26 protein-coding genes and 2 tRNA genes are annotated in these 26,330 nt (G+C 58.5%); 11 read left to right on the top strand and 17 right to left on the bottom strand.

Annotated elements, in window-relative coordinates; genetic code table 11:
* Positions 1-31 precede the first annotated feature (31 nt).
* The 3 genes from KJA79_RS04935 to KJA79_RS04925 are packed head-to-tail and all read right to left on the bottom strand — an operon-like array spanning position 32 to position 1,449.
* Positions 32-529 (bottom strand): NADH-quinone oxidoreductase subunit C, encoded by a 498-nt coding sequence (locus KJA79_RS04935; RefSeq protein WP_213040871.1) that lies wholly within the window; start codon positions 527-529, stop codon positions 32-34.
* Between the two features lie 18 nt (positions 530-547).
* Positions 548-1,075, bottom strand: a complete 528-nt coding sequence (locus tag KJA79_RS04930; RefSeq protein ID WP_213040870.1) for an NADH-quinone oxidoreductase subunit B — start codon at positions 1,073-1,075, stop codon at positions 548-550.
* On the bottom strand, positions 1,066-1,449 hold the full coding sequence (locus KJA79_RS04925) for an NADH-quinone oxidoreductase subunit A (protein ID WP_213040869.1): 384 nt from the start codon (positions 1,447-1,449) through the stop codon (positions 1,066-1,068). The genes KJA79_RS04930 and KJA79_RS04925 overlap by 10 nt, the downstream gene beginning before the upstream one ends.
* 579 nt (positions 1,450-2,028) lie before the next feature.
* Between KJA79_RS04925 and KJA79_RS04920 the strand changes: the two genes are divergently transcribed.
* Complete coding sequence (locus KJA79_RS04920) at positions 2,029-3,579, top strand: OmpA/MotB family protein (protein ID WP_213040868.1); 1,551 nt, start codon at positions 2,029-2,031, stop codon at positions 3,577-3,579.
* Between the two features lie 128 nt (positions 3,580-3,707).
* Positions 3,708-6,071, top strand: a complete 2,364-nt coding sequence (gene priA, locus KJA79_RS04915; RefSeq protein WP_213040867.1) for a replication restart helicase PriA — start codon at positions 3,708-3,710, stop codon at positions 6,069-6,071.
* A gap of 6 nt (positions 6,072-6,077) precedes the next feature.
* Here the strand turns inward: priA and KJA79_RS04910 are convergent, their stop codons facing one another.
* From KJA79_RS04910 to KJA79_RS04895, 4 genes are all read right to left on the bottom strand, one after another.
* On the bottom strand, positions 6,078-6,509 hold the full coding sequence (locus KJA79_RS04910; protein WP_213040866.1) for a hypothetical protein: 432 nt from the start codon (positions 6,507-6,509) through the stop codon (positions 6,078-6,080).
* Positions 6,510-6,626: 117 nt separating this feature from the next.
* Positions 6,627-6,998, bottom strand: coding sequence for a response regulator (locus KJA79_RS04905; RefSeq protein ID WP_213040865.1), 372 nt, complete (start codon positions 6,996-6,998; stop codon positions 6,627-6,629).
* Positions 6,999-7,105: 107 nt separating this feature from the next.
* Positions 7,106-8,698, bottom strand: a complete 1,593-nt coding sequence (locus KJA79_RS04900) for a PAS domain-containing sensor histidine kinase (RefSeq protein WP_213040864.1) — start codon at positions 8,696-8,698, stop codon at positions 7,106-7,108.
* A gap of 412 nt (positions 8,699-9,110) precedes the next feature.
* Positions 9,111-9,194, bottom strand: a tRNA-Leu gene (locus tag KJA79_RS04895).
* Positions 9,195-9,419: 225 nt separating this feature from the next.
* On the opposite strand from KJA79_RS04895, the gene KJA79_RS04890 reads away from it, so the two are divergent.
* From KJA79_RS04890 to KJA79_RS04865, 6 genes are all read left to right on the top strand, one after another.
* The gene (locus KJA79_RS04890; RefSeq protein ID WP_213040863.1) at positions 9,420-10,112 is read left to right on the top strand and encodes an HAD family hydrolase; all 693 of its coding nucleotides are present in this window, start codon (positions 9,420-9,422) and stop codon (positions 10,110-10,112) included.
* Positions 10,113-10,164: 52 nt separating this feature from the next.
* On the top strand, positions 10,165-10,803 hold the full coding sequence (gene queE / locus KJA79_RS04885) for a 7-carboxy-7-deazaguanine synthase QueE (RefSeq protein ID WP_213040862.1): 639 nt from the start codon (positions 10,165-10,167) through the stop codon (positions 10,801-10,803).
* Positions 10,804-10,840: 37 nt separating this feature from the next.
* Complete coding sequence (locus KJA79_RS04880) at positions 10,841-12,361, top strand: leucyl aminopeptidase (RefSeq protein ID WP_213040861.1); 1,521 nt, start codon at positions 10,841-10,843, stop codon at positions 12,359-12,361.
* Positions 12,362-12,434: 73 nt separating this feature from the next.
* Complete coding sequence (gene nagZ / locus KJA79_RS04875) at positions 12,435-13,586, top strand: beta-N-acetylhexosaminidase (RefSeq protein WP_213040860.1); 1,152 nt, start codon at positions 12,435-12,437, stop codon at positions 13,584-13,586.
* A 46-nt stretch (positions 13,587-13,632) separates the two neighbouring features.
* Positions 13,633-14,013 (top strand): hypothetical protein, encoded by a 381-nt coding sequence (locus KJA79_RS04870; protein WP_246507424.1) that lies wholly within the window; start codon positions 13,633-13,635, stop codon positions 14,011-14,013.
* A gap of 219 nt (positions 14,014-14,232) precedes the next feature.
* Positions 14,233-14,697, top strand: coding sequence for a hypothetical protein (locus KJA79_RS04865; protein WP_213040858.1), 465 nt, complete (start codon positions 14,233-14,235; stop codon positions 14,695-14,697).
* Positions 14,698-14,736: 39 nt separating this feature from the next.
* Here the strand turns inward: KJA79_RS04865 and KJA79_RS04860 are convergent, their stop codons facing one another.
* The 4 genes from KJA79_RS04860 to KJA79_RS04845 form a co-directional block, all read right to left on the bottom strand.
* Positions 14,737-16,176, bottom strand: coding sequence for an amino acid permease (locus tag KJA79_RS04860; protein WP_213040857.1), 1,440 nt, complete (start codon positions 16,174-16,176; stop codon positions 14,737-14,739).
* Between the two features lie 64 nt (positions 16,177-16,240).
* On the bottom strand, positions 16,241-17,017 hold the full coding sequence (locus KJA79_RS04855; RefSeq protein WP_213040856.1) for a gamma-glutamyl-gamma-aminobutyrate hydrolase family protein: 777 nt from the start codon (positions 17,015-17,017) through the stop codon (positions 16,241-16,243).
* 1 nt (position 17,018) lies between these two features.
* The gene (locus tag KJA79_RS04850; RefSeq protein ID WP_213040855.1) at positions 17,019-17,489 is read right to left on the bottom strand and encodes a hypothetical protein; all 471 of its coding nucleotides are present in this window, start codon (positions 17,487-17,489) and stop codon (positions 17,019-17,021) included.
* Between the two features lie 150 nt (positions 17,490-17,639).
* Complete coding sequence (locus KJA79_RS04845) at positions 17,640-18,101, bottom strand: hypothetical protein (protein ID WP_213040854.1); 462 nt, start codon at positions 18,099-18,101, stop codon at positions 17,640-17,642.
* A 94-nt stretch (positions 18,102-18,195) separates the two neighbouring features.
* On the opposite strand from KJA79_RS04845, the gene KJA79_RS04840 reads away from it, so the two are divergent.
* The 3 genes from KJA79_RS04840 to KJA79_RS23290 all read left to right on the top strand — a co-directional run bounded on the left by KJA79_RS04840 (position 18,196) and on the right by KJA79_RS23290 (position 21,442).
* Positions 18,196-19,413, top strand: coding sequence for a M24 family metallopeptidase (locus KJA79_RS04840; protein WP_213040853.1), 1,218 nt, complete (start codon positions 18,196-18,198; stop codon positions 19,411-19,413).
* Positions 19,414-19,555: 142 nt separating this feature from the next.
* A complete protein-coding gene (gene tatA, locus KJA79_RS22925) occupies positions 19,556-20,407 on the top strand; it encodes a twin-arginine translocase TatA/TatE family subunit (RefSeq protein WP_213040852.1) in 852 nt (283 codons plus the stop codon).
* Positions 20,408-20,599: 192 nt separating this feature from the next.
* Positions 20,600-21,442 (top strand): HEAT repeat domain-containing protein, encoded by an 843-nt coding sequence (locus tag KJA79_RS23290; RefSeq protein ID WP_213040851.1) that lies wholly within the window; start codon positions 20,600-20,602, stop codon positions 21,440-21,442.
* Here KJA79_RS23290 and KJA79_RS04825 read toward each other — a convergent pair.
* From KJA79_RS04825 to KJA79_RS04800, 6 genes are all read right to left on the bottom strand, one after another.
* The gene (locus tag KJA79_RS04825; protein WP_213040850.1) at positions 21,363-21,881 is read right to left on the bottom strand and encodes a PilZ domain-containing protein; all 519 of its coding nucleotides are present in this window, start codon (positions 21,879-21,881) and stop codon (positions 21,363-21,365) included. The genes KJA79_RS23290 and KJA79_RS04825 overlap by 80 nt on opposite strands.
* Positions 21,882-21,946: 65 nt before the next feature.
* The gene (locus KJA79_RS04820) at positions 21,947-22,471 is read right to left on the bottom strand and encodes a PilZ domain-containing protein (RefSeq protein ID WP_213040849.1); all 525 of its coding nucleotides are present in this window, start codon (positions 22,469-22,471) and stop codon (positions 21,947-21,949) included.
* 213 nt (positions 22,472-22,684) lie between these two features.
* Positions 22,685-23,941 carry an ATP-dependent Clp protease ATP-binding subunit ClpX gene (gene clpX, locus KJA79_RS04815; RefSeq protein WP_213040848.1) on the bottom strand — a complete coding sequence of 419 codons (1,257 nt, stop codon included), beginning with the start codon at positions 23,939-23,941 and terminating at the stop codon, positions 22,685-22,687.
* A gap of 26 nt (positions 23,942-23,967) precedes the next feature.
* Positions 23,968-24,603, bottom strand: a complete 636-nt coding sequence (clpP, locus tag KJA79_RS04810) for an ATP-dependent Clp endopeptidase proteolytic subunit ClpP (protein WP_213040847.1) — start codon at positions 24,601-24,603, stop codon at positions 23,968-23,970.
* Between the two features lie 125 nt (positions 24,604-24,728).
* Entirely contained in the window at positions 24,729-26,054 is a 1,326-nt protein-coding gene (tig, locus tag KJA79_RS04805; protein WP_213040846.1) for a trigger factor, read from the bottom strand.
* A 64-nt stretch (positions 26,055-26,118) separates the two neighbouring features.
* A tRNA-Leu gene (locus tag KJA79_RS04800) sits at positions 26,119-26,201 on the bottom strand.
* Positions 26,202-26,330 lie beyond the last annotated feature (129 nt).

The following is a 26,330-nucleotide window of genomic DNA, read 5'->3' as shown; positions in this document are numbered from 1 at the left end:
ATGATCGTGTAATCGTCCTACCAGGCTGTCGTTACCGGGTCGGTTCATCCAAAAATTCGAACGTGTCACGCCAGCCCTTTCCACGGAGCGGAAAGTCTTTGCGCAGCGGATACCCTTCGTCGTATTCGTCCGGCATCAGAATGCGGCGAAGATCGGGATGGTTCCGGAATCGGATACCCATCATGTCGTAGACCTCGCGCTCCATGAAATCGGCCCCTTTCCAGATGTCAGTCAGGGAATCCACGATACAGTCTGATTCAGACACCCGCGTTTTGAGGCGGATCCGCTGTCGCGTGCGAATTGAATAGACTTCGTATACGACTTCAAACCGTTCCTCATCGTCAGGCCAGTCGACTGAGCTGACATGGACGATATAATCGAACCGCATGGCGGGATCGTCTCGCAGAAACCGCGCCACATCCCGCAGGGTCTCAGACTTCACCGTGACGGCGAGATCTCCGCGCCACTCGACGACTCTTGTGCAGGCGCCGGGAAAGGTGTCCTCGATGCGTTTTGCTAGTTGACTCATGAAGCCGGCTTCTGTCCGTTAGACTTTCAGTGCGTCCTTGACTTCCTTCGGTTGCGAGAGGAACACGCGCTTTTGCATGATGCGCTCTTGCAGTTTCAGAATGCCATCGAATAGGGCTTCTGGAGTCGGAGGGCATCCCGGCACATAAATGTCGACCGGCACGAATCGATCGACTCCCTGCACCACACTATAGCTGTCGTAAATGTTGCCTGATGTGGCGCAAGAGCCCATGGCAATGACGTATTTTGGTTCGGGCATCTGGTCGTAGATTTTTCGGATCACCGGGGCCATCCGCCGGCACACTGTTCCCGCGACGATCATGAGATCGGATTGGCGAGGACTGGCTCGGAAGACCCCTGCTCCATAGCGATCCATGTCATACCGGGATGAGACGGCCGCGATCATTTCAATGGCGCAGCAGGCGAGTCCAAAGGTCATGGGCCACAAGGACCCCTTCCTGGCCCAATTCACGGCTTTTTCCACCGTGAGGGTGATGACGTCGGGGGAGCCGTCCTTCTCGTGGCCACCCAGTTGAATTAGTCCCATTCCAAGGCTCCTTTTCGCCACGCATACACATAGGCGACGAGGAAAAGACCGATAAAGATCAGCATTTCGAGCAGGCCGATGAGGCCGATTTTGTTGAAGACAATGGCCCAGGGATATAAAAAGATCACTTCTACGTCGAAAATTACAAACAGCATGGCAAAGATGTAATACCGCACGGGAAACGGCATTCTGGCGTCGGAAAAGGGTTCAGATCCGCACTCATAGGTAGATAGCTTCTCAGGCTCCGGGTACTTCGGTTGGACGAAATAGCTGATCAGTAGCGTGCCGGCACCGAATGCAAGGGCCACGAACACGAAGACCAATACGGGAAAGTATCGGCTTAGATACTCTAAGAGGAGCTCGGAACCGGCCATTGACTCGAACCTCAACGGGTTTGAGGACTTATAAGGCTATCGAAGAGGTCGGAATCTTAGCCCCTGGTTATTTTTAATAGCAAGCGCACAAAGGACCTAGGTCTTTAGTCCCGAAAGTCCTAGAAAGTGAATACTGTCCAGCAGTTAGGAGGCAGGGAGGGAGATGGTCATCGGAGGTGATTAGGAAGGGGGGTTCGTTGGGATCTTCTCGTGCGATTCCGAGCAATCGTTCGTCGAAGCCTGAACCTTCCCGGTGGTTGCGATCATTTTATTGGCGGGCGTTCGCAATCCGTTCGGTGGAATTCCGGTGCTGATGTCCCACTCCGACTCCATGGGCGTCGCGGGTTGCACTTTTGTTCTGCGTGGGACTTGGGTATTGATGCGGCGCATCCCGGTGGCCATGTGATGTCCCGCGTCGCTCGGCTCGTGAAGCGGTTCCAACGGACGGCTTACGATAACATCCACAGCGAGCTGAATCAAACCACAAGGCACCGTCCTGTTTCTTGACAACCCCCCGCTCTTTGCTAAGGTTGCTACAGGCAACCCTCCTAAAGTGTGAGTAAGATGAGGATATTATCTATGCGCGCCAGCCTGACCATCCTGTCCTGCATTCTCATGGCCAACACAGCCGCCCCTGTTCATGCCCAGGAGGCGCAAAGCGTACGCTTGGGCCAAGCCGCGTTGACTTATGCGGCCGGGTCGATTCGACAGGACATGCCCGTGGAGGGCGTGGTCAATGCGATTACTGGTGACAATCAACTGGCGGGCAACCGCATGATGTTGGGCTGGTCGGGGACTGACACGCTCTATCTCAAATTGAATAAGCCCGGCGAGGCGGCCCTTGGGGACCTCTATGCAGTATATCGCCGGGCTCGCAAAGTGTTTCATCCCATTACCAAAGAGTACCTCGGTTATGTCATCAACCGGGTCGGGGTGGTCAAGGTTATTCAAGTCGATCCGCTGCTGGTCGGCGTGCAAGTCGTGCGCTCGTACGCGCCCATCTCTACCGGTGATCCGGTCGCGCGGTTTACGCCTCCTGCCGCCGAGGAGATCGTTGAGCCGGCCTCAACCGGCGGTGATGTCGAGGCCATGATCGTTGAATTGCAGTCCGACAAGCACATGTCTCTCGTGGCCCAAGGCAACATCGTCTATCTCGATAAAGGCCAGGCTGACGGTCTGCACGCCGGAGATTGCCTGGAAGTATTCCGCACGGGTGGCGGCCTTCCTGAACGAAAGATCGGCGAGGTCAAAGTCCTCTCTACCGAGGCGCATACCGCTGCTGCGGTCATATCGAAAGCTGTGGCTCGAGCCCTCATCGGTGATCGTCTGCGCACGAAACATGTTTCAACAGTTCAGCAGGCGCTGCAATCGGACCAGAGGGAAGAGGACTTTCCTGCGGCAATAGTTCAGCCGGTCACAGTTGCGAACAGCCACTCCACCGCTTCCGCTCAGCAGGAGCCGCGGGCCGCGAACAAGGCGGGCACTGAGCGCCTGCGCGGCGGGATACGGTTGAATCTTGATGATTTGGCAGATCAGTTGGAATATGAGTCGGGTGAGGTGAAGATCAAGCCCGCAGGCATGCCTATCCTGGAACAGGTGGCGGAATATTTGATGACCGCGGCCGGCTCCCAGCAGGTGCGTGTTGAGGGTCATTCTGACAATATGGAGATCGGACCGTCGTTGAAGGGGGCCTTTCCTACGAACTGGGAGTTATCCAAAGCACGCGCGGCGGAAATCGTACGCTATCTGGTCGAAAAGGGCGGAATGGATTCCGCAAAACTGTCGGCGGTAGGGTATGGAGCGAGCCGACCGGTTGCTAGCAACGGTACCGAGGCCGGAAGAAAGAAAAATCGCCGCATTGAAATCGTGCTCGAATCGCCGGAAAGCGGCGCACTGCCTCAATCGGTGAAGGTGCCCGTCACCGAAGGAGAGGCGGGGCTGGCGCAGTATAGCTACAATCAACTGGGCTCGGCGCCCGCCACGGACGATGGCCTACCAGCCGCACCTGCCATTCAGCCTCTGGCGACTTCGTCCGAGGTGCCGGCTGATCGAGCGCCTGCGGTTCCGGATGTCGTCGTCCCGGTTACGCCTGCGGATGCAGGCACGCCTCCACCCACTTCCGGTTCATAGTCCTTAACGGCGGCCGGCTTGCCTCATGTAAGCCGGTCGCCGCGTCGTTCTTCCCTCGGTGTCACTCCCTGTCTGATTCCTTCGTCGACTGTCATTGTTGCTCCAGTCCGCTGTTGTTAGAATGCCGCATGCGAAACCAACCTGTGCAGGCGGCTGCACCCCTCCCGGGCTATGTCGATGTGGTGCTGCCTCGTCGGCTTGACCGATCCTTTACCTACATTGTCCCGACAGAACTCCGTGGACAAATCGTCATCGGGCAATCGGTGATCGTGCCGTTTGGGACGCAGGATCTGCAGGGCGTGGTCATTGCTCTTCATCACCGGCCACCGTCAGGAGCACCGGAGGCAGGACTCAAATCGCTGCGTTCGTGCGGCGAGACGTCGCTAGACCACGTGCTGACACCTGCTCAGGTTGAATTAAGCCGCTGGGTTGCGGAACGATATGCCGCACCCTGGGGGCAATGCATCAAACTCGTCCTTCCTCCCGTTGAGCAGCCTCGACGACTTCAGGCTCGATATCTCCCGACAGCGCATGGGTTGGCAGATCTCTCCACTCACAGTGGAGTGGGGGAAGACGAAATGCGGCTCCTCGCGCGTCTGCGTCGGCGCCCGAAGGGCATCATGGAACGCACTCTTCTACAAGGCGACACGTCGAGCTCGGTGACGGCGTTGCGAGCGCTGGTCCGCAAGGGGCTGGTCGTGCGGAGTGATGCAGCAGTCGCTCCGACGGGTACTCGCAGGGGGAAGAAACTTGTCCTGACCACGGGGCTTTCCCTGCCAATGGAGGAAGCTGGTGAGGCTTCACCGCCCCTGTCGGCGGAAGCGCAGTCGTGGCTGATGGTGATCGACAAACAGGTGGCGGCGGACGGGTATTCGGCTCTTTTGCTTGAAGGTGAACGTGCCACGCGGCACTGGTGTCTTGTGCAGGCTGCGCAAGCCACTCTTCGCCGCGGTCGGCGAGTCCTAGTCGTCACGGGGGATGTCGAAAACGCCGGTCGGTTGGCTGGAGTGTTTGCGGCGGTCGGCGAGCAGGCGATGCTCCTGCATAGCGGTCTTTCCGTGAAGGAGCGGGAGGCGGCGTGGCAAGCGGCCCGAGTGGCGTCGGCTACGATCGTGATTGGCACCCGCATGGCCGTATTTGCTCCGATCGACCGACTTGGACTGGTGTGGGTGGAAGGAGAGGATGATACGTCACTCAAGGAAGAGCAGGTGCCGCGGTACCATGCTCGAGATGTGGCGCAGGAACGTGCCCGTCGCGACCGTGCGGTGTTGGTGCTGGCCTCGAACCATCCTTCGCTGGAAAGTTGGTTGGCAGTTCGGCAGGGCCTGATGATGGCCTGTGTGTACCGCAATCCCACACAGGGTCCCAAGATTCAGGTGATCGACCTGAAGGCATACGGCAGAGACTCCTCTGCCGGAACGGTGCTTACGCCTCCCCTATGCGAAGGTATTCGCGACGCCTTGCAGCAACGGTTGTTGGTGGTGCTCTTCCTCAATCGGAAGGGATTTGCGAGTGTCCTTCATTGCGGGGATTGCGGAGCGATGCCGCAGTGCGATGTCTGCAGCGTTGCATTAACGTTCTTCAGGCACCGCAGCCAGGTGCGGTGCCACTTCTGCGGGCGCGCCAAACCTGTGCCGGATCATTGTCCGCGATGCCGATCTCTGAAGCTGGAACCGGTCGGGTCTGGTACAGAACGGATCGAAGAGGCGGTTCGACGGATGTTTCCCCTGGCCCGTGTGGGGCGCGTGGATGGTGAGACGATCCGTCGCCCGGCTGACGCTCGAGCCGTCAGGCGACTGCTGGATGCGGGAGAACTCGACATCGTGATCGGCACGCAGATGTTGTTTCGGTTGGCGCTGCAAGCGAAGGCTGCCTTCGTGGCGGTGCCGGACGCGGATGCGGGCTTGCACATTCCCGATTTCCGCTCAGCGGAACGGATGTATCACGGTCTTGTGGATGCAGCTGACTTGGCCCTCCCGGCGACCGCCGGCGGCCGCCTGCTCGTGCAGACTCGGCTCCCCGATCATCACGCGATCCTGGCGCTCGCGTCTGGTAAAGAGGAATTGTTTGTGGCGCAAGAACAGGCCTTCCGGCAACTACTCCAGTATCCGCCCTGGACGTCCCTGATTCGGTTGGACGTGTCCGGGACAGCAGAGCCGTCGGTGGCGCGGGCCGCTCATCGCTGGGTGGCGCTGTTACGAGGGCAAGTCTTCTCTGCTCAGGGCGCACCGATCAGTGGCGGTCATGGCGTGCCCCAGCCAGCAGGCTTCGCCGGGGTGGCGGGGGAGTCGCGCCAGCCTCTCATTCTCGGCCCCTCCCCAGCGCCTCATGCCATGGTTCGAGGTCGGTATTGTTACCAGATCTTGGTGAAAGCTGATTCTTCGGAGGGCGGAAGGGCCGCGGTGTTGCGGACGCGTGAGGAACTGGAGCGGGAATCGCGGCAGGGTGCGCTCCGGTTCGAGATTGATGTGGATCCGGTCTCGATGACCTGATGCGGATTAGGTCCGTGCCCGCTTTTTGTTCTTCCGGCTCGGAGCGGATTTTGTCGCGGGAGCCGGGGGTGCCTGTTGTTCCCGGAGGCGTTTAAAGAGGCCGAAGGCAAAGGTGACCCAGAAGACCGACGTGAAGAGTCCAAAGATGACCGCGTTTAGAATGGTGCCCATCTGTTCCTCGGTCGGTTGACTGCCTTCCATGCGCATCTTCACCATGGTCACGATCGGCCAGGTCATGCTTTCCACGCCGAGTCCCAAGGTGGTCCATGCCCAGACGGTTCCGATACTCCGTCCCTTCCACAGGAGAAAGGCGGTGGCGATGGTGCCAACAAGCAGTGCCCAGAGCAAAACGGCTTGCTCCCACATGACGACGATGCCGATGGCGATGACAAGCCCGCCCAGCACCGCGTGTAATTGAGGAGTCCACCAAGCGATCATTCTGGTCTCTTGCTCGTATGAACGGCCCACGAAAGCGGGCGTAGTGTGCGGATCGCTCGGCAGGAAGTCAATGTGGAGAAGGGAGCGGCGTTAGGGGTGGGTTGAATCGGGATCCGGTCAGCCGGCGATCTCGGCTTGGACGGCGTCCAGCAGCTGCTGCATTTCGAAGGGCTTTTGGAGCGTACGGCGGGCGCCAAGCATGCGGGCGACATCCAAGAAGTTCAGGATGCCGATCATGTCACTCCCGCCGGTGATCGCCATGATCTTCGCATTCGGAAATTCACGCCGTAACGTCAGAATGCTTTCCAAGCCGTCTTGATCCGGCATGAGAATATCCATAATCACGAGATCAGCAGGCGACTCGCGGTATTGCGACAAGCCCTGTTTTCCGTTCGCTGCTTCCTGAACCTGATACCCCGCCTGTTCCAGCGTGTTGCGGATGAGCTGGCGAATCGCTTCTTCATCGTCGACAATCAAAACCGATGGCATATCATTCCTCGCAGAAATGCTGTTCGGTGAAATTGTGTGGTTGGTGTGCGGAGGTGATGACACGGCTGATTCGGGCGTGACTGGGCCGCTTCACCAGCCATATGACTCTATCGCTCTTTGTCGCGCTCAGCAAGAGATTCCCTCTGTTCCGTGAGCTGTGGGGCTCTGTTTCGTTCCGGTTCAGTCGCGACGACCGTGCCGGGAGGAATGATTGCCGGCAGGTAGACCTCGATCGTGGTGCCGTGACCGACTGAACTGGTGGCACGAAGTGTCCCACCTTGTTCGCTGACAATCTGCTGCGCGGTTCCGAGTTCTGCCCCCGACTGAGCTCCTGCGGGAAGATGAGCGAAGAGCGGGCCTAGTTTCTGGAGCTGGTCCGCTACGCCCATATCATTGCCGGTATCCGAGACCGTGAGGCGTACATACTGACCCGGCCGAAGAGGGAGTTCATGTCCATCCATCACACTGCTCAAGTCCACATTGTCCAGGCGCACCTCTAGGACTCCGCCGGTCGCGCTCATCGCTCGTTCAGCATGGGCGAGGAGTTTGACGCAGACTTGATGGACTTGGGTCGGGTCGGCAAAGACCGGATGTGTGGCCCCGGGAATCCACTCGCGGAGGCTGATACTGTTCGGCAGCCGGCCTTTGAGCATTCGCAGGGATTCCTTGAGCAGGATATCCAGGGAGACCGGTTGTTTAGCCCCGTCTGCCTGGCGCCCGAACATGAGCATCTGCGTGACCAGGTCCCGGGCTCGCCTTGATGCGAGGATCACCTGTTGCACATGCCCATGGGCCCGACTGTCCGGGACCAGGAGCGGCAAGGCCAAATCAGAAAATCCCATAATGGCGGTGAGGCAGTTATTGAACTCATGGGCCATGCCCCCGGCCAGTGTGGCTACGGCTGCCATTTTCTGTGCGCGACGCAACTGTGCCGCGAGTCGCTTCTGCTCCGTGAGGTCGGTGGCCAGTACCTGAATGGCCGGATGGCCGTCGAACAGGACGGGGCTTGCGACCAGTTCCACGTCGATTATGGTTCCATCGTGTCGCGTGCATTGCCGCTCGACCGGAGCAGCGGGGGGAGACAATGGGAGATCCTGGAGGAACTCCTTGGCAAAACAGTCTGACAACGTACGGCCCTCAAGCGGGGGTGTCGCCGGGAGAGTGAACAGTTTCGCGCCCGCCTCATTTATGAACAGCACGGTCTCGTCGGCGTACACGAAGACCGGGTGTGGGGTAAGCGATGCCAGGCTTCGATATCGTTCTTCGCAGGCATGCAGGGCGTCGAGGGCTAGTTGCCGTGGGGTGATGTCACGGACCATCCCCGCATATCCGCTGGAGGGGCCGTCGCCGATACGAAGCGGGAAGGCCTCCGCCATCACCCAGCGCACCGAGCCGTCGGGCCGTTGAAAGCGAAACTCACGTGAGAAACTTCGATCCTGCGCGATGGCCGCGGCCCATTCGGTGGCAATGAGGTCGTGGTCTTCCGGGACGAGGGCGTTCAACCAGCAGGCTCCTGCGTCTGGTGGGCCCGGCAGGCCGGCGATGCGGCGGAGCCGCTCGTTCACATACAGCGTTTGACCTTGGGCGTCCGCGAGAAAGATGCCGACTGAGGCTTGGTTGGCGAGGGTCCTGACGAAGGCTTCAAGCAAAGGCGAATCCCCGATGTACGGAAACGTCGCGGGCAGGTCTTCGGCACTCACAGCTGGCTCCTTCGTCTGTGTTGCATGGCCTGGGGGCTTGAAGCTCCCCGTTCTCCCCAGAGGTGCCACGCCGGTTGCTCATCGGGCGTCCAACGCCAGTCTTTACGACGCCGCATGAGCCCGTGAGGATGGCATGATACCATCAAGGTCGCGCCGGTGGTTAGAGATGATTGACATTTCGCAATGGAATTGGGCCCTAGTGCAGTAGGGCCGTTTATCTACGTAAATTGGAGCAGCCCCATGTCGGCGATTCACGTTCCTGTGCGGGGACGAGGGTCTTCCGTGAAACGGCTGATGTGAGGAGCGCAGGGGCTGGGAGGATTGCGTGGTGTGTGCGAGAGGGATGGCCCAGACGTTCGGATCAGTGTCCGATGTGTGCTGCGTCCTGAGCCCGTGACTGGACTGTCGGGTTTGGTGCCGAAGGCGGGACTTGAACCCGCACGGCTTGCGCCACACGCCCCTCAAACGTGCGTGTCTGCCATTCCACCACTTCGGCAACCGAGGCTGTCTCTGTCGGAACATCAGGCCCGCTCTCTGCGCACACGGTAGACCGTCGCTGGTCCGCTGTGCGACGCTGGTGCTGGCCCTCAGGGGAAGCGCATTATAGAAGTGGTCCAAAATGCTTGTCAATCAACTAGTTGTCCGGTAGAATCTGACGCGGGCTTCGGCGACACGTCGCACATCCTTTCCCATCACAGCGATCGACGGGCTCACGTTTGAGATGACGCCTCTCTCAACCCCTCATATTTCGTCCGGCCGGCAGACTCGCATCGCTGCGCTCTTTGACGTCGATAACACGCTGCTTCCGGGAGAAGCGAGCGAGGTGCGTTTTTTCAGGTTTCTCTGGAAGCGAGGACTGGTCGGGTGGCGAGAGGTTCGGGACAGCATCGGCTGGGTGTTGCGGAGTGCGCCTCCGGTGTCATTGCATCCGTTGCGTGAACGAAAACTTTACCTGGCCGGGAAAACCGCCGCGGATGTGCGTGCGCTGGCCGAGGAGTTTTGTCGGTTTGACCTGTTTCCTCGTGTGTCGAGGCAAGGGCTGTCGTGCATGGACGACCATCGTCGGGCCGGACACCATATCGTGATGGTGACCGGATCCCTTGATTTCCTGATCGCACCGCTCGCTACGCTACTGGAGGTCCCGACCTTGTTGGCGGCTCGCCTGGAGCAACAGCAACATCAATTCACCGGTCGCGTGTGCGCACCGCTCCCATATGGTCCGGGCAAGCGCGAATTGATCACGCAACTGACGCAGGACTCCGGCATTGACCTGGCACAGTCCTTCGCCTATGGCGACAGCCCCGGCGATGTCGAATTGCTGTCGATGGTAGGGCATCCGTTGGTCGTGAACCCGATTCGCGGCATGGGCCGGATCGCGCAACGAAATGGATGGCCGACGACCACCTGGATCTGAGGAGAAACTTCCTGTGGAGTCCTCGCAGGGCTCGTGGCTGATGTGATCGATCATGCTCAACGTCACGGAAATCTTCCATAGCATTCAAGGCGAATCCACCCATGCCGGCAGGCCGTGCGTGTTCATTCGTCTGACCGGATGCCCGCTTCGGTGCACCTGGTGTGATACGGCCTATGCATTTTACGGTGGCCGTGATCTGACTGAAGACGATGTGATCGCGCGGGTGCGCGCCTTCGGGTGTCCGCTGGTCGAGGTGACCGGAGGAGAACCTCTCAGTCAACCGGATGCGTTTCCGCTCTTGACTCGGCTCTGTGACGAAGGGTTCGAGGTGCTGTTGGAGACGAGCGGCGCTCTTGATACTGCTGGAGTTGATCGGCGGGTTCATGTGGTGCTCGACGTGAAATGTCCAGGGAGCGGGATGGCTGAACGGATGCACTGGCCGAACCTGCAGCGATTAGCGTCTCACGACGAAGTGAAGTTTGTGATCAAGGATCGGGGCGATTATGAATGGGCGCGCGAGGTGATTCGCAGTCGGGACCTAGCCGCCCGGTGCACGGTGCTCGTGAGCCCGGTTTTTGGTGAGACGGATGCGCGGCAATTGGCGGAGTGGGTGTTAGCCGATAGGTTACCCGTGCGGTTCCAGTTGCAACTGCACAAGCATGTGTGGGCGCCGGACATGCGCGGGGTGTAGGCGCGGCCGGTGAACGGTACGAACCAGGGGAGGATTGATGAAGAAGATCCAAGTTCAAGCACAGGTCGGACGGGCGGAGAACGAGGTCACGGAGGTGCTGGTGTTGCTCTGTTGCGAGGGCGCCTCAGACCTTGCGCAGGAAACGGCCGCCATCAATACCCAACTCGGGGGCCAGCTCGCCGCGCTGATCCAACGAGGAGAATTTGAGGGCAAGCTCGGTGAAGGCTTGATGGTTCATACCCAAGGTAAGGCCAAGGCAAAACGCCTGTTGCTGGCCGGGCTGGGGAAGGCCAAGGACCTGCGCTTGGATGCGTTCCGTCAGGCGTTGGGGTCGGCGGTCAAACGTGTCCGTCAGGCCAAGGTGTCCTCGTTTGGTGTGGTGCTGCCCGGAGCTCTGTTGGAGGAGATCCCCGTTCAGGATGTCGCGCAAGCCATGACCGAAGGGGCCATCCTTGGGAATTACCAATTCACGGCCTACCGCAGCCCCAATGGGAGCAAGCCGGTCGATGTCGAACGACTGACGATCTACACTGCACAAGCGTCGGTGCTTCCCCAGATCAACGAGGGTATTCGGCGCGGGGTGGCGACTGCCGAGGCGACGGTTCTGGTGCGGGACCTGTGTAACCATCCGGCCAATGTGATGACGCCGACGCGCATCGTGCAGGAGGCGAAAGCGGTGGCGAAGGAGTCGGGCGTGCGGCTCAAGGTGCTCGAGCAGAAGGATATGGAGCAACTCGGCATGGGGGCATTGCTCGGCGTGGCTCGAGGGAGTCATGAACCGCCGAAGTTCATCATTCTGGAATACAAGGGTGCAAAGGCTAAGAGGGGCGACCCGCCGGTCGTACTGGTCGGTAAAACGATCACCTTCGATACAGGCGGCATTTCGCTCAAGCCGGCCGAAAACATGGAGCACATGAAGGCCGACATGACGGGCGGCGCTGAAGTCCTGGCCACGATGCGGGCTGCGGCGCGGCTCAAATTGCCGCTCCACCTCGTGAGTATACTGCCGGTGGCGGAAAATATGCCGGGCGGGCGCGCGATGCGGCCGGGGGACGTGGTGAAGACGTTGTCCGGCAAAACAGTCGAGGTTCAGAACACGGATGCCGAAGGGCGGTTGATTCTCTCGGACGCCTTAGCCTACGCCACTCGATACAAGCCGGCGGTGTTACTCGACATCGCGACCTTGACCGGCGCCTGTGTCGTTGCCCTTGGCCAATTCGCCATTGGGATGTTCGGCAACAACGATCAGTTGAAGGAACAGGTTCGTAATGCCGGAATGCGGGCCGGTGAGCGAGTGTGGGAGATGCCGTTGTGGGAAGAATATTTCGAGCAACTCCGCAGCGATGTGGCGGATATGCGGAACATCGGCGGCCGTGGGGGAGGCATGATCACCGCCGCGCTGTTCCTGAGCAAGTTTGTGGGCGACTGTCCGTGGATCCACTTGGATATTGCCAGCACAGATTGGAGCGAGCGTGAACGGGCCTATCTGCCGAAGGGGCCCACCGGCATCGGTACGCGACTGCTGATTCAGTTTTTGCTCGATCGTACCTTGCCGTAAGGGCAAGGATGGGGATCGATCAGTGTTCAGCAGACATCAGTCGCTTCTCACCAGTTCGTCGGAGTAGGGTCGTATGACGTTACGTGAGCAAATCGGTCAGCTTTTCATGATGGGGTTTACGGGGACCTCGGTCAGTAACGATCTGGCGTCGTTCATGAGGGCGTACACGCCGGGCGGCGTAATCTTGTTTCGACGCAACCTCGAATCGGTTCAGCAGACTGTCGATCTCACGAACGGGCTGCAAAAGCGGTCGCCTGCCTCGCCATTGCTGATCGCAATCGATCAAGAAGGGGGGCGCGTGTCGCGGCTCCCGGCTGAATTTACCATCTTCCCTCCCTGCGCCCAATTGGGACAGTGCAACTCCAGCGAGCTGGCCTATTCGGCCGCAGCAACGATCGCCAAGGAGTTGCGAGCCGTGGGCATCAATATGAACATGGCTCCTGTGCTCGATGTGAACAGTAACCCGGAGAATCCGGTGATCGGTGACCGGGCCTTTGGTGCTGATCCTGAACTTGTCGCTGAGCTGGGGCAAGCCACCATCGGCGGCCTGCAGGACAATATGGTGGTGGCCTGCGGCAAACATTTCCCCGGCCATGGCGATACTTCGACCGACTCGCACAAGGAACTTCCTGTGGTGGACGCAGGGGTTCAGAGACTCCGCGACACGGAGTTCCCCCCTTTTCAGCACGCGATTCGGTTCGGCGTGGCGAGCCTGATGACGGCGCATGTGCTCTATCGAGTCTTGGATCCCGATGCCCCGGCTACCCTCTCGCCGGCCGTGATTCAGCGGTTGCTGCGAGAGGAATTTCGGTATGACGGGGTCGTCTTTACGGATGACTTGGAGATGCATGCCATTATCGATCATGATGGGATCGGCGAGGCGGCAGTGCGGTCTTTCGTGGCCGGGTGCGATGTCTTGTTGATCTGCAAGGATCAGGATCGGGTTCAGACCGCGATGGAGGCGATGGAGCGCGCGGTACGAGATGGCCGGATCACTCAGGAACGTCTGGAGCAGTCCTTGGCCCGCGTGGCGCGACTCAAGTCTCGATATCTGTCTCCCTACAAGCCGGTTACCATTTCCGATGCCCGCCTGGTTGTTGGATGTCGCACGCACAAGATGTTGCTGGAGTCGTGGCACAAGGCCTATGCCCGTGTGCCTGCGCCGAAATCGCTGGAGAACAGCCAACCGGCGGCGGCGCTCGATTCGCCCGTGACGCATGTCTGAGCTATTCGGCGGCTTTTCCTGATTCAAGGCCTAACGAGGTGTGGTGATGAAGAAAGGTGACATTCTCGATGAGCGCAAACGTTTCCCCGACTCCTGTGGGTTGGTCGTCAAGTGCGCGGGGGGTGGTCAGGGATTCCAAAAGATTTTCTGTTGCGGTCATGAGTTGACGGAAGAAGATCTGGTCCCGGAGATCCTGCCGTCGAGAGGCCGCAAGCGCGGCACCCTCCTTCCGGGCGCCATGCTGGAGGAGAGTCGGCAGTTTCCAGACTCTTGCGGCCTACGACTCATGGTGATGGATGGAGGGGCCGGCTTTCAGGGGATCGACTGTTGCGGGCATCTCATCACAGCCGGCGCGGTGCATGGGTTACGATTCGGTCAGCCCCGAGAGGATTTTCCCACGCCGACAGGTCCGGCCGGACAGGCATAAGCTCCCACCATGGTTCACCTGCTGAGATGAGGCCGTTTCTCCCCCAGCTTGGGCTTCATCCCTCGTCCTGATCAGCTCCTGGGTAGTAGCTGTGTCGCCTGGGGGGCGGCGAAATGGCCCCGTCGCCTGTCATCGTGGGTACCCCAAAAAGCAGGGGGGACTAGGTCCTTCTTGCCCTCCTGATGCCTCTTATGGCATCATGCACGTCTTCCTGGAGGTATGGTGGCCACATTGCTTGAATATGTGGGGTCGGTGCATATCTATCTCGGGCCCTACCGAGGGAATCCGATTGCCTTGTATTTGAGGCGGACGGACACCGGATGCCAGATCGGGCCACGCGCCTATCCGTGGAATGATGTGGTGGGTGCGGGGGAAACCCCGAACAAGGCCGCTGCGGATTTCGAAGAAAAATGGAAAGGCAAGGGGCTGGCTGCGGATATGTATTCAGGCCCTTCATGGGAAGGTGGGATTAAGCCGGAACGTCCTGCCCCGCCGAAGCCCGCCGCTCCTCCGAAGCCTGAGGTTGTACCGGCTGCAGCCACGGCTGCTCCAGCTGCTGCCGGAGCCACGAACACAGCGGCGGCATCTCCTGCGTCTGCCGCGAAACCGGTTGCTCAAGCTCCCGCCCCTGCTGCGGCAGAGCCCAAGACGTCACCGGTTGCCCCAGCCGAAACTTCGTCCTAACTCCTCCGTCTCGCTTAATCAGTTCAGTCACCGATCAAGTTACTCTGTCGTGCCCGATTCCACAGCAACAGGACGCCGGGCGAGTTTGCTCCGGTGGATCCCATACGTCGCGTAGACGACGATGCCGATGATCGTCCAGACAAAAAACCGGATCCAGGTCATCCAGGGCAGGAAATACATCAGGCCCAGGCAGGCTAGGACGCCCAATAGGGGGATGACCGGCATGAAGGGCATGCGAAATGGCCGAGGATGGTTCGGGTTGGTATACCGAAGCACAATGATGCCGATACAGACGAGGACGAAGGCGAAGAGCGTGCCGATGTTCGTCATATCCGCCGCTTCGCCGATGGGAATCAATGCGGCCATAATGGCGACTGCTACGCCGGTCAAATAGGTCGCGTGATGCGGCGTTCGAAATTTGGGATGGACGCCGGAGAGCCAGGGACCAAGCAGCCCATCTCGAGACATGGCAAAAAAAACGCGAATCTGGCCTAACATCATCACCACCAGGACGCTCGTAATCCCCGCCACTGCCCCCACGGCAACGAGCGCGGCGCCCCACTTGAATCCAACGACGCGAAGCCCTTCGGCCACGGGTGCGTGGATGTCGATTTTCGAAAAGGGCACCAATCCCGTCAGGACCGCGGCGACTGAAATGTAGAGGAGTGTGCAAATGGCTAGGGAAGCGAAGATGCCGATGGGAAGGTCCCGTTGGGGATTCTTGGCTTCTTCTGCGGTGGTTGAGACGGCATCGAAGCCGATATAGGCAAAGAAGACGATCGCGGCAGCTGCACCGACCCCTGAAAACCCGAATGGCATGAACGGTGACCAGTTCGCCGTGTCGACGGAAGAACTGCCGACGGCAATGAAGAACACAATGACGGCCAGTTTGACCAGCACAATCCCGCAGGTGGCCCGGGCGCTTTCCTTCACACCAACGATGAGGATCCCTGTGACGAGGAGGACGATGATCGCGGCTGGGAAATTCGCGATCCCTCCATCCGCGCCGGGAGGATGCGTGGCCCAGTAGGGAAGTTCGAGGCCGCAGAGTTTGAGGATATTGTTGAAGTAGCCGGACCAGCCGATCGCGACTGCCACACAGGCTACGCCATACTCCAAGATCAGGTTCCATCCTGTCAGCCACGCTAAAAACTCTCCCAATGTGGCGTAGGAGTAAGTGTAGGCACTGCCTGCCACCGGAATCATCGCCGCAAATTCAGCATAACAGAGGGCAGCTAACGCGCAGGTGATACCTGAGAGGATGAACGACAGGATGATGCCAGGTCCGGCTCCGGGGCGGTGTGCATCTCCGACGATGGCCGTGCCGATCAGGACAAAGATGCCGGTACCGATGATGGCGCCGATGCCAAGCCCGGTCAGATCCCAGGCTGTGAGGCTCCGTTTCAGGCGATGCTCGGGGGCGTCGGAATCAACAAGGATTTGTTCGATGGATTTGGTGCGAAACAGTGGATTGCCCACGCAAGTGTCCTCTCTCCGGTAGCGTCACGTTCAGATCGTTTCTGCTGGCTGGGTGAGCCACGTGTCAGGAGTTGGTCCCGCGAATTGCCGGCGAGGGTTGGTGTGACGCGCGACGCGAGGCGGCCCGTAGGAATGTCTGAAACAGTCGCCGGTGTAACAGGTGGCGTTCGAACAGAAATTCCGGATGCCATTGGATGCCTAGGAAGAATGGGTGTCGTGGGTGTTCGATGGCCTCAACGATCCCGTCTGGGGCGGCGGCACTGGCGACCAGCGTGCGCCCGACGCTTTTGACTGATTGATGATGTGAGCTGTTCACGTTCATGCGCGTGCGTTTCACGATGCGGTCGAGCAGGCTGCCGGGTGTGATGGTGATGCTATGGGACACCTGCACGGCCGGTATTTGTTGTCGGTGCTGGAGGACATCGTTCACTTGGGCGGTGAGATCCTGGTAGAGCGTGCCCCCACAGGCGACGTTCATGGTCTGCATGCCCCCGCAAATGGCGAGAGTCGGAATCTGTTTGCGGATGGCGAGGAGGACCAAGTCGAGTTCAAAGCTGGAACGCCGTTGGGCGACGATCGGAAAGCGGTATCGCTGTGATTCCCCGTAGAGGGTCGGGTCCAGGTCTGGGCCACTGCCCGTGAGCAGCAGCCCGTCGATACCTTGGAGGAGACGCCGCCGTGCCGCACGGTCCGCGACAAGGGGCAGGATCACCGGCACGCCGCCTAGTTCTTCAATGGCGCGGATGTACCGGGCCCGAAGAAAATACGTGGGCTCCTTGCCGCCCCATTCTTTGCGATCGCCGGCATTGAAGTCGGGCGTGACTCCGATGACCGGTTTCATGCTACTTGATCGGTTCCAAGGGAAGGGGAAGCGGTTCCTGAGGTGTGTAGTCGCCAGCCTCCCGGGCCGGTTCGGCTGACACGCCCAGGAACCGAATGGGCTTATCACCTTTGAGGTGATCCGGCGTAATGATGTAGGTGCCGTACATGCTGGGAATCCAGATATTCTTTGCCGTCTGTTCACTGCCTCCGGAGAAGCCATAAGCGAGGCCGCCGACCACTCCTCCGCCGATGGCAAATGCGAGCTTGAGAGGAAAGTACACAATGGTGGCGAGCGCGGATCCGGCTTGAATGCCGACGCCAGACGCGCTGGCATCATTGGATGACACAGGGACATTGGAGCCACCCGATTCCTGTGCCGAGACCGGCACCACGAGGATGGCCAGGGAGCAGAGTGCCACCACGCCAAGGACTAGGGCGTTCGACCAGAGGCTGCGGCGTCTTTTGAAGGGCAGATTGACAGAGACGTTCACGTTGAGTGCCTCCTTGGGGCTGAAGTTCTGGGATGAGCGAAACAAGATGAGTGCTGGTGAGCTCTCTGCAATTCAGAGTGCTCCTTTGTCGTTATAGCAAATTCATCTTCATTTTCAAACCCCTTCCGGGTTTGCTGTAGGCTGCGCTGCTCATGCGAGATCGGATGGCTCTGCGAGGTCCAGTTCGAGCCGTATTCGGTCGGTGACTTCTGTCGGAGCATTCCGGATGAGATGCTCCAGCTCGGAGGCAAACGCTGAGGCCTCGATGACCTGGTTCTGTTGTTCAAGCCCAGCGTGGAGTGCCAGGTTCAGTGCGCAGGTGCAGAGTGACTGGATGAAGAGATCATCGGCCCGCTGCACGGTTGCAACTCGTTCCTCTTGCTCCATGTCGCGCAGGAGGTCCTGCAGCCAGGAAGCAAACCCGATGTGTGCGCGTGCCTGATCGAGGTGAGCGTGCGCCAAGTCGACTCCAACCTGTACACCGCCTTTCCAACTGCGCTTCTTGACGTTGAAGACGCAGCGCAGATGGTCCGGTCGATGCTCAACCGGTTCCGGTCCAAAGAAGAATGTGACGCGGTATTGTGCGAGATCTGCCGGAGATGGAATAGCCATGGCGATTGACGCGCATTGTATCATTGCGGCGGCAGATGCGCACAAACGGATTGTCCAGTAGTATCGATGTGAAAATGCAGCTATGATGCGGCTTATGGATACACATTCGTTATCCCATGCGCAGGTGAGCCGGATCCAACAAGCTATCCGCAAGCAGCCGGGACTGGACGGATGGCTCTTTTACGACTTTCGTCACCTAGATCCCATCGCTTATCGGGTGCTGTTGTTAGATCCATCGCTCCATGTGACGCGGAGATGGTACTACTGGGTCCCGGCAGTGGGCAGGCCGGTCAAAGTCCAACATCGCATTGAGCCCCATGTGTTGGAGCGGTTACCGGGGGACCTGCAGTTGTATGTCTCGTGGAGGGAGCAGCATGCGGCGCTCAAGTCCCTCCTTCAATCGGCCAAGCGGATTGCCATGCAATACTCTCCGATGAATGCCATCCCCTACCTCTCCCGCGTCGATGCGGGGACCATTGAGCTGATCCGTGGCTTTGGCGTGGAGGTGGTGACGTCCGCCGACTTGGTCCAGCAATTTGAGGCCGTATGGGATGAGAGCCAGTTAGCATCGCATCAAGTCGCGGCGGAAGGGTTACGGGCCATCGTGGATGAGGCGTTCGGATTTGTCGGGGCGTCGCTCGCTGCTGGGCGTGCTCTGACCGAATACGGCTTGCAGCAATACATCCTCAGCCGCATGCAGGCTCATGGCCTGGTTACCTCGAGTCCGCCGATTGCCGCCGTCAACGCGCATAGCGCAGATCCGCACTATGGGCCGCTCCCGGAGGGATCTGCTCCTATCCGAGCCGGGGACCTTGTGCTGATCGACCTCTGGGCCAAGCAGCCATGCGCGGGAGCTGTCTATGCCGACATCACGTGGACCGGGTTTGTCGGCCAGACGGTGCCGGTACGGCAGCAAGAGATTTTTCAGATTGTCCGGCGCGCCCGAGATGCGGCGGTCGGTTTCGTGCAAGGGCGCGTGCGGGACGGGGTGTTTCCGTTCGGATGGGAAGTGGACAATGTGTGCCGTCAGGTGGTGTGCGACGCGGGGTACGAAAAGTATTTCCTCCATCGTACCGGTCATTCGATCGGCGAAGAAGTGCATGGAAACGGAGCGAATATCGATAGCTTGGAAACACAGGATGCGCGTCGGTTGCTGCCTGGCACTTGCTTCTCCATCGAACCGGGTATCTATTTGCGTGATGAATTTGGAATCCGAAGCGAACTCGATGTGTACCTGTCAGCATGCGATGCAATCGTGTATGGACAACCAGTGCAAACTGAACTCATCGCGATCTCCCCCGCTGCCAAGTAAACAGGGCCACTCCCTCTCCGTTCCTCTGTCCCCGCCCTTTCTTGACACCCTTTGCATCGGGCAGCTATCGTGAGGTGTCATTTCGCAGAAGCGGGTTTGTCGTGCCCACGTCGCTCCTATTTGCCGAGGAAGGATATCGAACATGTTTGGCACTATGGGATTTTCCGAACTGATTATTATCCTGGTGATCGTCCTGATCATTTTTGGGGCCGGGAAACTTCCGCAAATCGGTGAAGGTGTGGGCAAGGCGTTGAGGGGATTCAAGAAGGAAGTGAACGACATTCCTGCTGCCGACCCCGCCGCTGACACATCCGACTCGGCAACAGTGTCTGCTCAGGTGCAACCGGTACCAGAGATGGCCCAAGCCGGACAGCCTGCCACGGTAGCTCAGGCTCCTTCCGCCCCAAAAGCCACGGCTCCCTATACCCCAGGTCCGGAACTGACACCTGGTACCACGGCTGCCTTGATGGCTTCGGCAGCTCCTCAAGGTCCCCAGTCCGCTCAATCGGTCAAGCCGAGGGTTGCCGCCGTGGCACCTGGCCAGGCTGCGCCGGGGTCGGTGGTGGCACAAAGCCATCAGCCCCCGACGATGGAAGATCGGATGGCCACCCCCGCGCCGGTCATGCGGGCACAATATCCGCCCCTTCCCGCTGCGGCTCAAAGTAAGCCTGCGGCCAAGCGCCCTTCTGCCATTGTGAACAAGGACGCAGTGGCTCGTGTGCAGGCGGCCCAAGCCGCCATGAAGGCGAAGGCCGCGCAGGCCCAGCCGGGCGGGCTTTCGCCCCAGGACATGCAGGGTTTAGGTGAAGGACTAGGAGAGGCGGTGCGGACGTTTCGTCAAGCCGTGGCAGATGTGCGGAGTTCGGTCGACCCTCAGATGCGAACGATTCGAGCAGAAATGGACTTTGCCCAAAAGGAGCTTGAGCAGTCGATTGAAGCGGCCAAGCAGGCTCCGGTGGTGGAGGAAGAGGCTCCGGCCAAACCTCTCTCATAAGTGTCTGTTCCCGCCGCTCCCCTGCCTGCCACCGGTGATGTCGAGCCTCTATGGGCATGGTATGGCGTGAGGGGATGATCACGTCCCAGCTGTCGGCCCTTCCAATTTGAACGCTTCCATACCTAGATAGCGTTCATTCTCTCGAGTGTTACCTGGATCCGGCTCACGGGGAGCGTGGTACACTGATCGAATATGAACATGCATCGATATGTGAAGGTTCGCTTTCTCTCCTGGCTCATCTTTCTGCTGAGCGCCAACTACCTGATTGCCGGCTGTTACGTCGATGTCCCGCCGAGAGGTGCGGCCGAGGTGTCAATGCGCGTAACCGAACTTCTGACGGATTCTGACCCGGATGTTCGGCGCACTGCGGCCGAGTCGCTGGGGAAAATTGGAGAACGGTCCGCTGCCCACGGACTCCTTGTGGCTCTGAAAGACCAGGACCCGCGGGTGCGTGCGGCTGCGGCGCGTTCGCTTGGTAACTTGGGCGATGAAGCGAGTGGGATCCCGTTGGCTGGGCGGCTGGCAGATTCATCCGAGGCCGTTCGGATGGCATCAGCCTTGGCCCTCTCTGAGATTGAAAGTGCCGCGTCTTCCGAGGCCGAGTCCCTTCGGATGCTGCGCCACCAGGACGCTTCTGTGCGAATAGCGGCTACCCGTGCCTTGGCGGGTCAGGACACCGTCCGGTTTACAGGTGAACTTGTCGGAGCCCTGCAAGATCCTGACGCACAAGTGCGACAGGGCGTGGTTGCCGCTCTTGGAGAAACGGGGGACGGGAGAGCCATCCGGCATCTAGTGCGTCTCCTGAAAAATGATTCAAGCGCGGGCGTGCGTTCTGAGGCAGCATTTCGGTTAGGGAAGCTTGGTGATATGAGTATTGTACGTGAGTTGTCAACGGTGGTTCAGGCGGACGCTGATCCCATGACTCGCGGTTGGGCTCGCTGGGCCGTGGAACAGATTATGTCGTCGCGCGGGTCCGATTCAGGGATTCGACCAGTTCAATCAGCCGTGCTTGGGTCTCAGGGGCAATCTCGGTGAATTGTACGCCCATTCCTGGGAAGAGTAGGTATCGCTCCGGTTTTTTTCGTGTCCAGGCCACCTTGGCACGCGTTTCAAATTTCTGATTCGGGCGATCCGGTAGCGCAAACTCTACCTTCAGCTCCGTCCCCGGTGCTAGCGGCGCGCTACTCTCAATGAACAATCCTCCGCCACCGATTCCGCTGGTGAGGCTGTCAAAATTCTTTCCATCAGGCGTACTGCAATGGACTTTCACTGCCAGCGGGGCCCGCGGATGGGCTCGGCTGTGTGCGAAGTGTGTGTCCTCATCCATCGACAGCATATGCTCGATCAGTGTCCCCCAGCCTAATGTGCTGAGGCGTTGTCCCTTTTCGTCGAAGACGGAGAGAGCTTCCTGCTCACAATCGAGGTCGAGTACCTTTCCCTGATATTCACGAGTGGCGGTAACGGGAAACTTCATCTATCGTTCTCGGTGGGCATGCGGCAAATGTAGAGGTAGTTCTAGCTGGCCCGGGGGGCTACCCCCTACAGAGGCTCACTTTGTGGAACGCATTTCACGGAATGCACAAGGGCGAGCACACGATTCCGAGTTTCTGAGGTGATGTCTGTAAAGCGCACTCCCATTCCAGGGCTAAATGTATACTGATCGGCTTTGGGACAAACCCAGGCTATCATCCCTTTTGCTGAAAGCCACTCGTTTGGGGCTTCCGGAAGCGTAAATTCCATGGCGAGTTTGGTCCCCACGCCCAAAGGAGTGAAGCTCTCGATAAACAGTCCGCCTCCTCCGATTCCGCCAGCTCGACTTTCGAAGTGTGCCCCTTCGGGCGTCTGGTATTTGACACGGATGGAAAGCGAAATTCGCGGTTCGGCTCGGGCCTCACGTGACTGTTGAGGTTTTCGGTAGGTCAGGATTTGATCGACAAGAAAATCCCATGCGAGGCTTCCCATCGGTTCGCCATTGATTCCGACCAGCGTGATCATTTCCTTGGAGGAATCGATTTCGAGCGTCTTGCCCTTGTGCCTGGTGCTGGAAACAACGGGATATTTCACGAGTGTCGACCTATGAAAATTGCGCAGTTCCTTACAGCAACTATCCTTTGCAAGTATAGCGCACGGATCGAACTTGTCGACAAAAACCTAGGATTGTGGAGTCGCGGTAGGGGAAAGAGTCGAAGTTGCGCTCTGAAGTGGGGGGGGAAGAGGGGGCCTACGCCCCCTCTCACTTGTGGCTCTGGCTAGTAATAGCCATTCATTCTCAAGAGGTTAGGCGCTTTTGACATCCTTGTCTTGCTCGAAGATTCGAATCGGTGCGTGTTTGCCGCTGATGGAGTCTTCGGTAATGACGACTTCCTTGATTTGTTTCTGAGAGGGAGCGTCGTACATCACATCAAGCATGGCCTCCTCAAGGATCGCCCGCAATCCCCGGGCGCCGGTCTTCTGGGTGAAAGCCTTTCGGGCCACGGCGCTCAAGGCGCCTTCCGTGAACCGAAGTTTCACCTTTTCAAAAGACAGCAGCTTCTCGTACTGCTTGGTGAGCGCATTTCTTGGTTCGGTGAGGATGCGAATCAGTGCTTGCTCATCCAGTTCGTCGAGGGTCGCGACGACTGGTAAGCGACCGATAAACTCAGGAATCAAACCGAACTTCAGGAGATCCTCGGGCTGGACATGTGGCAACAATTCGCCCAACCGAATGTCGTTGCGGCCACGGACATCGGCTCCGAAGCCCATGGCTTTCCGGTTCAAACGTTGTTCGATGATATGTTCCAACCCGACGAAGGCACCTCCGCAGATGAACAGGATGTTGGACGTGTTCACCTGAATGAATTCTTGATGCGGGTGTTTACGTCCGCCTTGAGGCGGAACATTCGCAACCGTGCCCTCAATGAGCTTGAGAAGCGCCTGTTGAACACCTTCACCAGAGACGTCTCGGGTGATCGAGGGACTGTCACTCTTCCTGCTGATCTTGTCGATCTCGTCAATATAAACGATTCCGCGCTCGGCCCGTTCGACATCGTAGTCGGCGGCTTGAAGCAGCTTGAGGATAATGTTCTCGACGTCTTCGCCGACGTATCCCGCCTCCGTCAGCGTTGTGGCGTCCGCCAGGGTAAAGGGGACATCCAGAAACTTTGCCAACGTTTGGGCAAGTAGGGTCTTTCCGGTACCGGTTGGTCCGATGACGAGTATGTTGCCCTTTTGAAGTTCCACGTCATCGACGTCTTTGTCTTTGGCAGAGATGCGCTTATAGTGATTATGTACGGCCACGGAAAGGATTCGTTTTGCACGATCCTGGCCAACCACATATTGATCGAGGTGATGTTTAATTTCGGCTGGCTTTTTCAGTTTCGAGGAGATTTCTTCCTTGGCTTCTTCCCAATCCTCCGCAATGATGTCGTTGCAGAGGTTCACACATTCGTCGCAGATGTAGACGGTTGGACCGGCGATGAGCTTGCGTACTTCATCTCGGCTCTTCCCGCAAAATGAGCATCGCAGGTGCCGATCGATCTTTTCCTGTTTAGCCATGCTGCCTCCTGTACACCAAAGGTCAACTAGCTCTTGCCGCCGTCCTTGCCTGAGTCCGTCGCTCCCAATGGTTTGAGACTCTTCAGGGGGCGTGTAATAACTTCGTCGATCAACCCATAACGTTTGGCTTCCTCGCTCGACATGAAATAGTCACGCTCGGTGTCTTGAGAAATTTTGTCCAGGGGCTGGCCCGTATGTTTAGCCATGATTTCGTTCAGGCGTTCGCGGATTTTTAGGATTTCTCTTGCGTGGATATCGATCTCAGTGGCCTGGCCTTGGAAGCCCCCCATGGGTTGGTGGATCATGACGCGGGCATTGGGAAGGGCGTAGCGTTTGCCCTTTGTGCCGGCAGTTAAAAGAAAGGCGCCCATGCTTGCGGCCTGGCCCAGGCAAATGGTGTTAATGGATGGTTTCACATATTGCATGGTGTCATAGATGCCGAGTCCGGCCGTGACACTGCCTCCCGGGGAGTTGATGTACAGATTGATATCCTTTTCCGGGTCTTCGGCCTCAAGGAACAACAGTTGGGCGATGATCAGGTTTGCAAAGACGTCATCGATTGGTGCACCGAGAAAGATAATGCGGTCTTTGAGCAGGCGTGAATAAATGTCATAGGCACGTTCGCCGCGGTTGGTTTGTTCGACAACAATCGGAACTAGCATTCAACTGAATCCTTTCCGCTAGAGGTCTGACGCGTGAAAACTCCTTAGTTTACCATACTCATCTCGTCGGGATGGGGTGATCACCGCGCGACCTTCAGTGCCGCAACTAGAGGCAGTCGAGCGAGCTATCCCTGGATCATTGCGTGCCTGTAGACAAAATCCAACGCTTTATCGGCTAAGATTCTCGAGCGAAGGTCGTCCAGCGCTTCCTGTCCACCGGCCCGAATCATCCGGGTCACTTCCTCGACAGAAAGTTTGACTTCTGAGGCCAGCCTCGTAATCTCATTGCTGAGATCCTCATTGGTTACGGTGAGTCCTTCCTTGGCCGCAACTGCTTCCAGGATGAGGCCGACCTTCACGCGCCGCTCTGCCTCGGGACGATACTCGTCCTGGAGTTGCTTGGCCTCGTCAGATTGCGTGATGGCAGGAGCAGGGGCAGCGGAGTCTCCAGGTTTCCGTTGACGAGACTGTAATTGTTGCCGAACCATGGCGGACAGCTCGCGTTCAACAAGTGTGCCGGGAAGGTCAAAATGATGAGTCTCTGCCAGTCGTTTCAGGATCGTGTCCTTGTAGGAGTCTTCGATGTCTTTCTTCAATGCCCGCTCCATCTCAGTGCGAAGCTTCTCCCGGATTTCCTGCAGCGACTGGTAGGGGCCGCAGTCTTTTGCAAATTCATCATCCAGGTCGGGAAGTTGCTTCCGCTTGATCGACTTGACGGTACACGTGAAGGTCACAGTCTTCCCCGCAACTCTCGCATCAGGGTGAGACGCCGGATAGGCTTGAGGAATGGCGAGCACCGCGCCTTCCTTCTTGCCCATCAGATGAGGTTCAATGTCGACGCCCAGCACGGAGGTACGGGAGCCCATCTTGTGAAGATGTCCCGTCTTGGTGGTGCCGTCTAGAGGTGTGTTGTCCACGGTTCCCTCAATGTCCAAGACGGCATAGTCACCATCTGCCAAGACGGCATCGGCTGGAGCTGGATGCAGTTGGGCCATCTGTTCACGAAGGACTTCCAATGCTTTTTGGACTTGTTCGTCTGTAACGGTTCGTTGGTCTTGCTTAAGCGAAATGGGATTTGGGGCCTTGTAATCCCGAAGCTCGATGGTCGGTTTGATTTCGACAGTTGCCGTGAAGCTGAACGGGGTGTCTTTCTTTACCTTGACTCGTTCCAGGGGTGGGATTTCTACCAGTACCGGCACAATGCCAGCCTGCCGGACTGCGCGATCGTAGAAGTCGGGGACAAGGCTGCGGATCACGTCTTCTTCGATGGTTTTTGCGTATCGCTTTTCAAGCAATGGGAGCGGGGCTTTTCCTGGGCGAAATCCAGGAATGCGAACCTGGCGATTGAGCTCTGAGTAGGCCTGTGCGAAGCGTAGGTTCACTTCGTCCGCCGGAACCTCAATTTTGAGTGCTCGCTTCATGGGGCCGAGTTCGGTCATTTCCATTTTCATAAGTCTGTTCGCGTCCTCCGAGTCCAAATAAAGTTATGGGCGCCACGCAAGGTTGTTGATGAGGTGGTGCGAGAGGGGGGACTTGAACCCCCACGGTTACCCACGAGATCCTAAGTCTCGCGCGTCTGCCAGTTCCGCCACTCTCGCGCGACGCTGAGTGCTAGGCTACCTGTTGATACGGCAAAAGGAAAGTGCCTGTGTGCGGAAAGACACGATGAATAATGGCATTTTGTACCGTCGATCTAGTCTGCCTGTCAACCCATACGCAGGTGGGGC

It is taken from the genome of Nitrospira defluvii, assembly GCF_905220995.1.
Lineage (GTDB): Bacteria > Nitrospirota > Nitrospiria > Nitrospirales > Nitrospiraceae > Nitrospira_A > Nitrospira_A defluvii_C.
Note: the sequence above shows the minus strand (reverse complement) of the source record. Positions and strands in the feature narration are given on the sequence as shown.

Bases quoted from the DNA above. Each gene is read 5' to 3' on its own strand.
- KJA79_RS04910 (WP_213040866.1), bottom strand. From the start codon at position 6,509: ATGATCGCTTGGTGGACTCCTCAATTACACGCGGTGCTGGGCGGGCTT.
- KJA79_RS04920 (WP_213040868.1), top strand. From the start codon at position 2,029: ATGCGCGCCAGCCTGACCATCCTGTCCTGCATTCTCATGGCCAACACA.
- KJA79_RS04855 (WP_213040856.1), bottom strand. From the start codon at position 17,017: ATGAAACCGGTCATCGGAGTCACGCCCGACTTCAATGCCGGCGATCGC.
- clpX (WP_213040848.1), bottom strand. From the start codon at position 23,941: ATGGCTAAACAGGAAAAGATCGATCGGCACCTGCGATGCTCATTTTGC.
- tatA (WP_213040852.1), top strand. From the start codon at position 19,556: ATGTTTGGCACTATGGGATTTTCCGAACTGATTATTATCCTGGTGATC.
- KJA79_RS04845 (WP_213040854.1), bottom strand. From the start codon at position 18,101: ATGGCTATTCCATCTCCGGCAGATCTCGCACAATACCGCGTCACATTC.
- KJA79_RS04930 (WP_213040870.1), bottom strand. From the start codon at position 1,075: ATGGGACTAATTCAACTGGGTGGCCACGAGAAGGACGGCTCCCCCGAC.
- KJA79_RS04925 (WP_213040869.1), bottom strand. From the start codon at position 1,449: ATGGCCGGTTCCGAGCTCCTCTTAGAGTATCTAAGCCGATACTTTCCC.
- queE (WP_213040862.1), top strand. From the start codon at position 10,165: ATGCTCAACGTCACGGAAATCTTCCATAGCATTCAAGGCGAATCCACC.
- tig (WP_213040846.1), bottom strand. From the start codon at position 26,054: ATGAAAATGGAAATGACCGAACTCGGCCCCATGAAGCGAGCACTCAAA.
- KJA79_RS04905 (WP_213040865.1), bottom strand. From the start codon at position 6,998: ATGCCATCGGTTTTGATTGTCGACGATGAAGAAGCGATTCGCCAGCTC.
- KJA79_RS04935 (WP_213040871.1), bottom strand. From the start codon at position 529: ATGAGTCAACTAGCAAAACGCATCGAGGACACCTTTCCCGGCGCCTGC.
- KJA79_RS04880 (WP_213040861.1), top strand. From the start codon at position 10,841: ATGAAGAAGATCCAAGTTCAAGCACAGGTCGGACGGGCGGAGAACGAG.
- KJA79_RS23290 (WP_213040851.1), top strand. From the start codon at position 20,600: ATGAACATGCATCGATATGTGAAGGTTCGCTTTCTCTCCTGGCTCATC.
- KJA79_RS04865 (WP_213040858.1), top strand. From the start codon at position 14,233: ATGGTGGCCACATTGCTTGAATATGTGGGGTCGGTGCATATCTATCTC.
- KJA79_RS04840 (WP_213040853.1), top strand. From the start codon at position 18,196: ATGGATACACATTCGTTATCCCATGCGCAGGTGAGCCGGATCCAACAA.
- priA (WP_213040867.1), top strand. From the start codon at position 3,708: ATGCGAAACCAACCTGTGCAGGCGGCTGCACCCCTCCCGGGCTATGTC.
- KJA79_RS04890 (WP_213040863.1), top strand. From the start codon at position 9,420: ATGACGCCTCTCTCAACCCCTCATATTTCGTCCGGCCGGCAGACTCGC.
- KJA79_RS04825 (WP_213040850.1), bottom strand. From the start codon at position 21,881: ATGAAGTTTCCCGTTACCGCCACTCGTGAATATCAGGGAAAGGTACTC.
- KJA79_RS04870 (WP_246507424.1), top strand. From the start codon at position 13,633: ATGAAGAAAGGTGACATTCTCGATGAGCGCAAACGTTTCCCCGACTCC.
- clpP (WP_213040847.1), bottom strand. From the start codon at position 24,603: ATGCTAGTTCCGATTGTTGTCGAACAAACCAACCGCGGCGAACGTGCC.
- nagZ (WP_213040860.1), top strand. From the start codon at position 12,435: ATGACGTTACGTGAGCAAATCGGTCAGCTTTTCATGATGGGGTTTACG.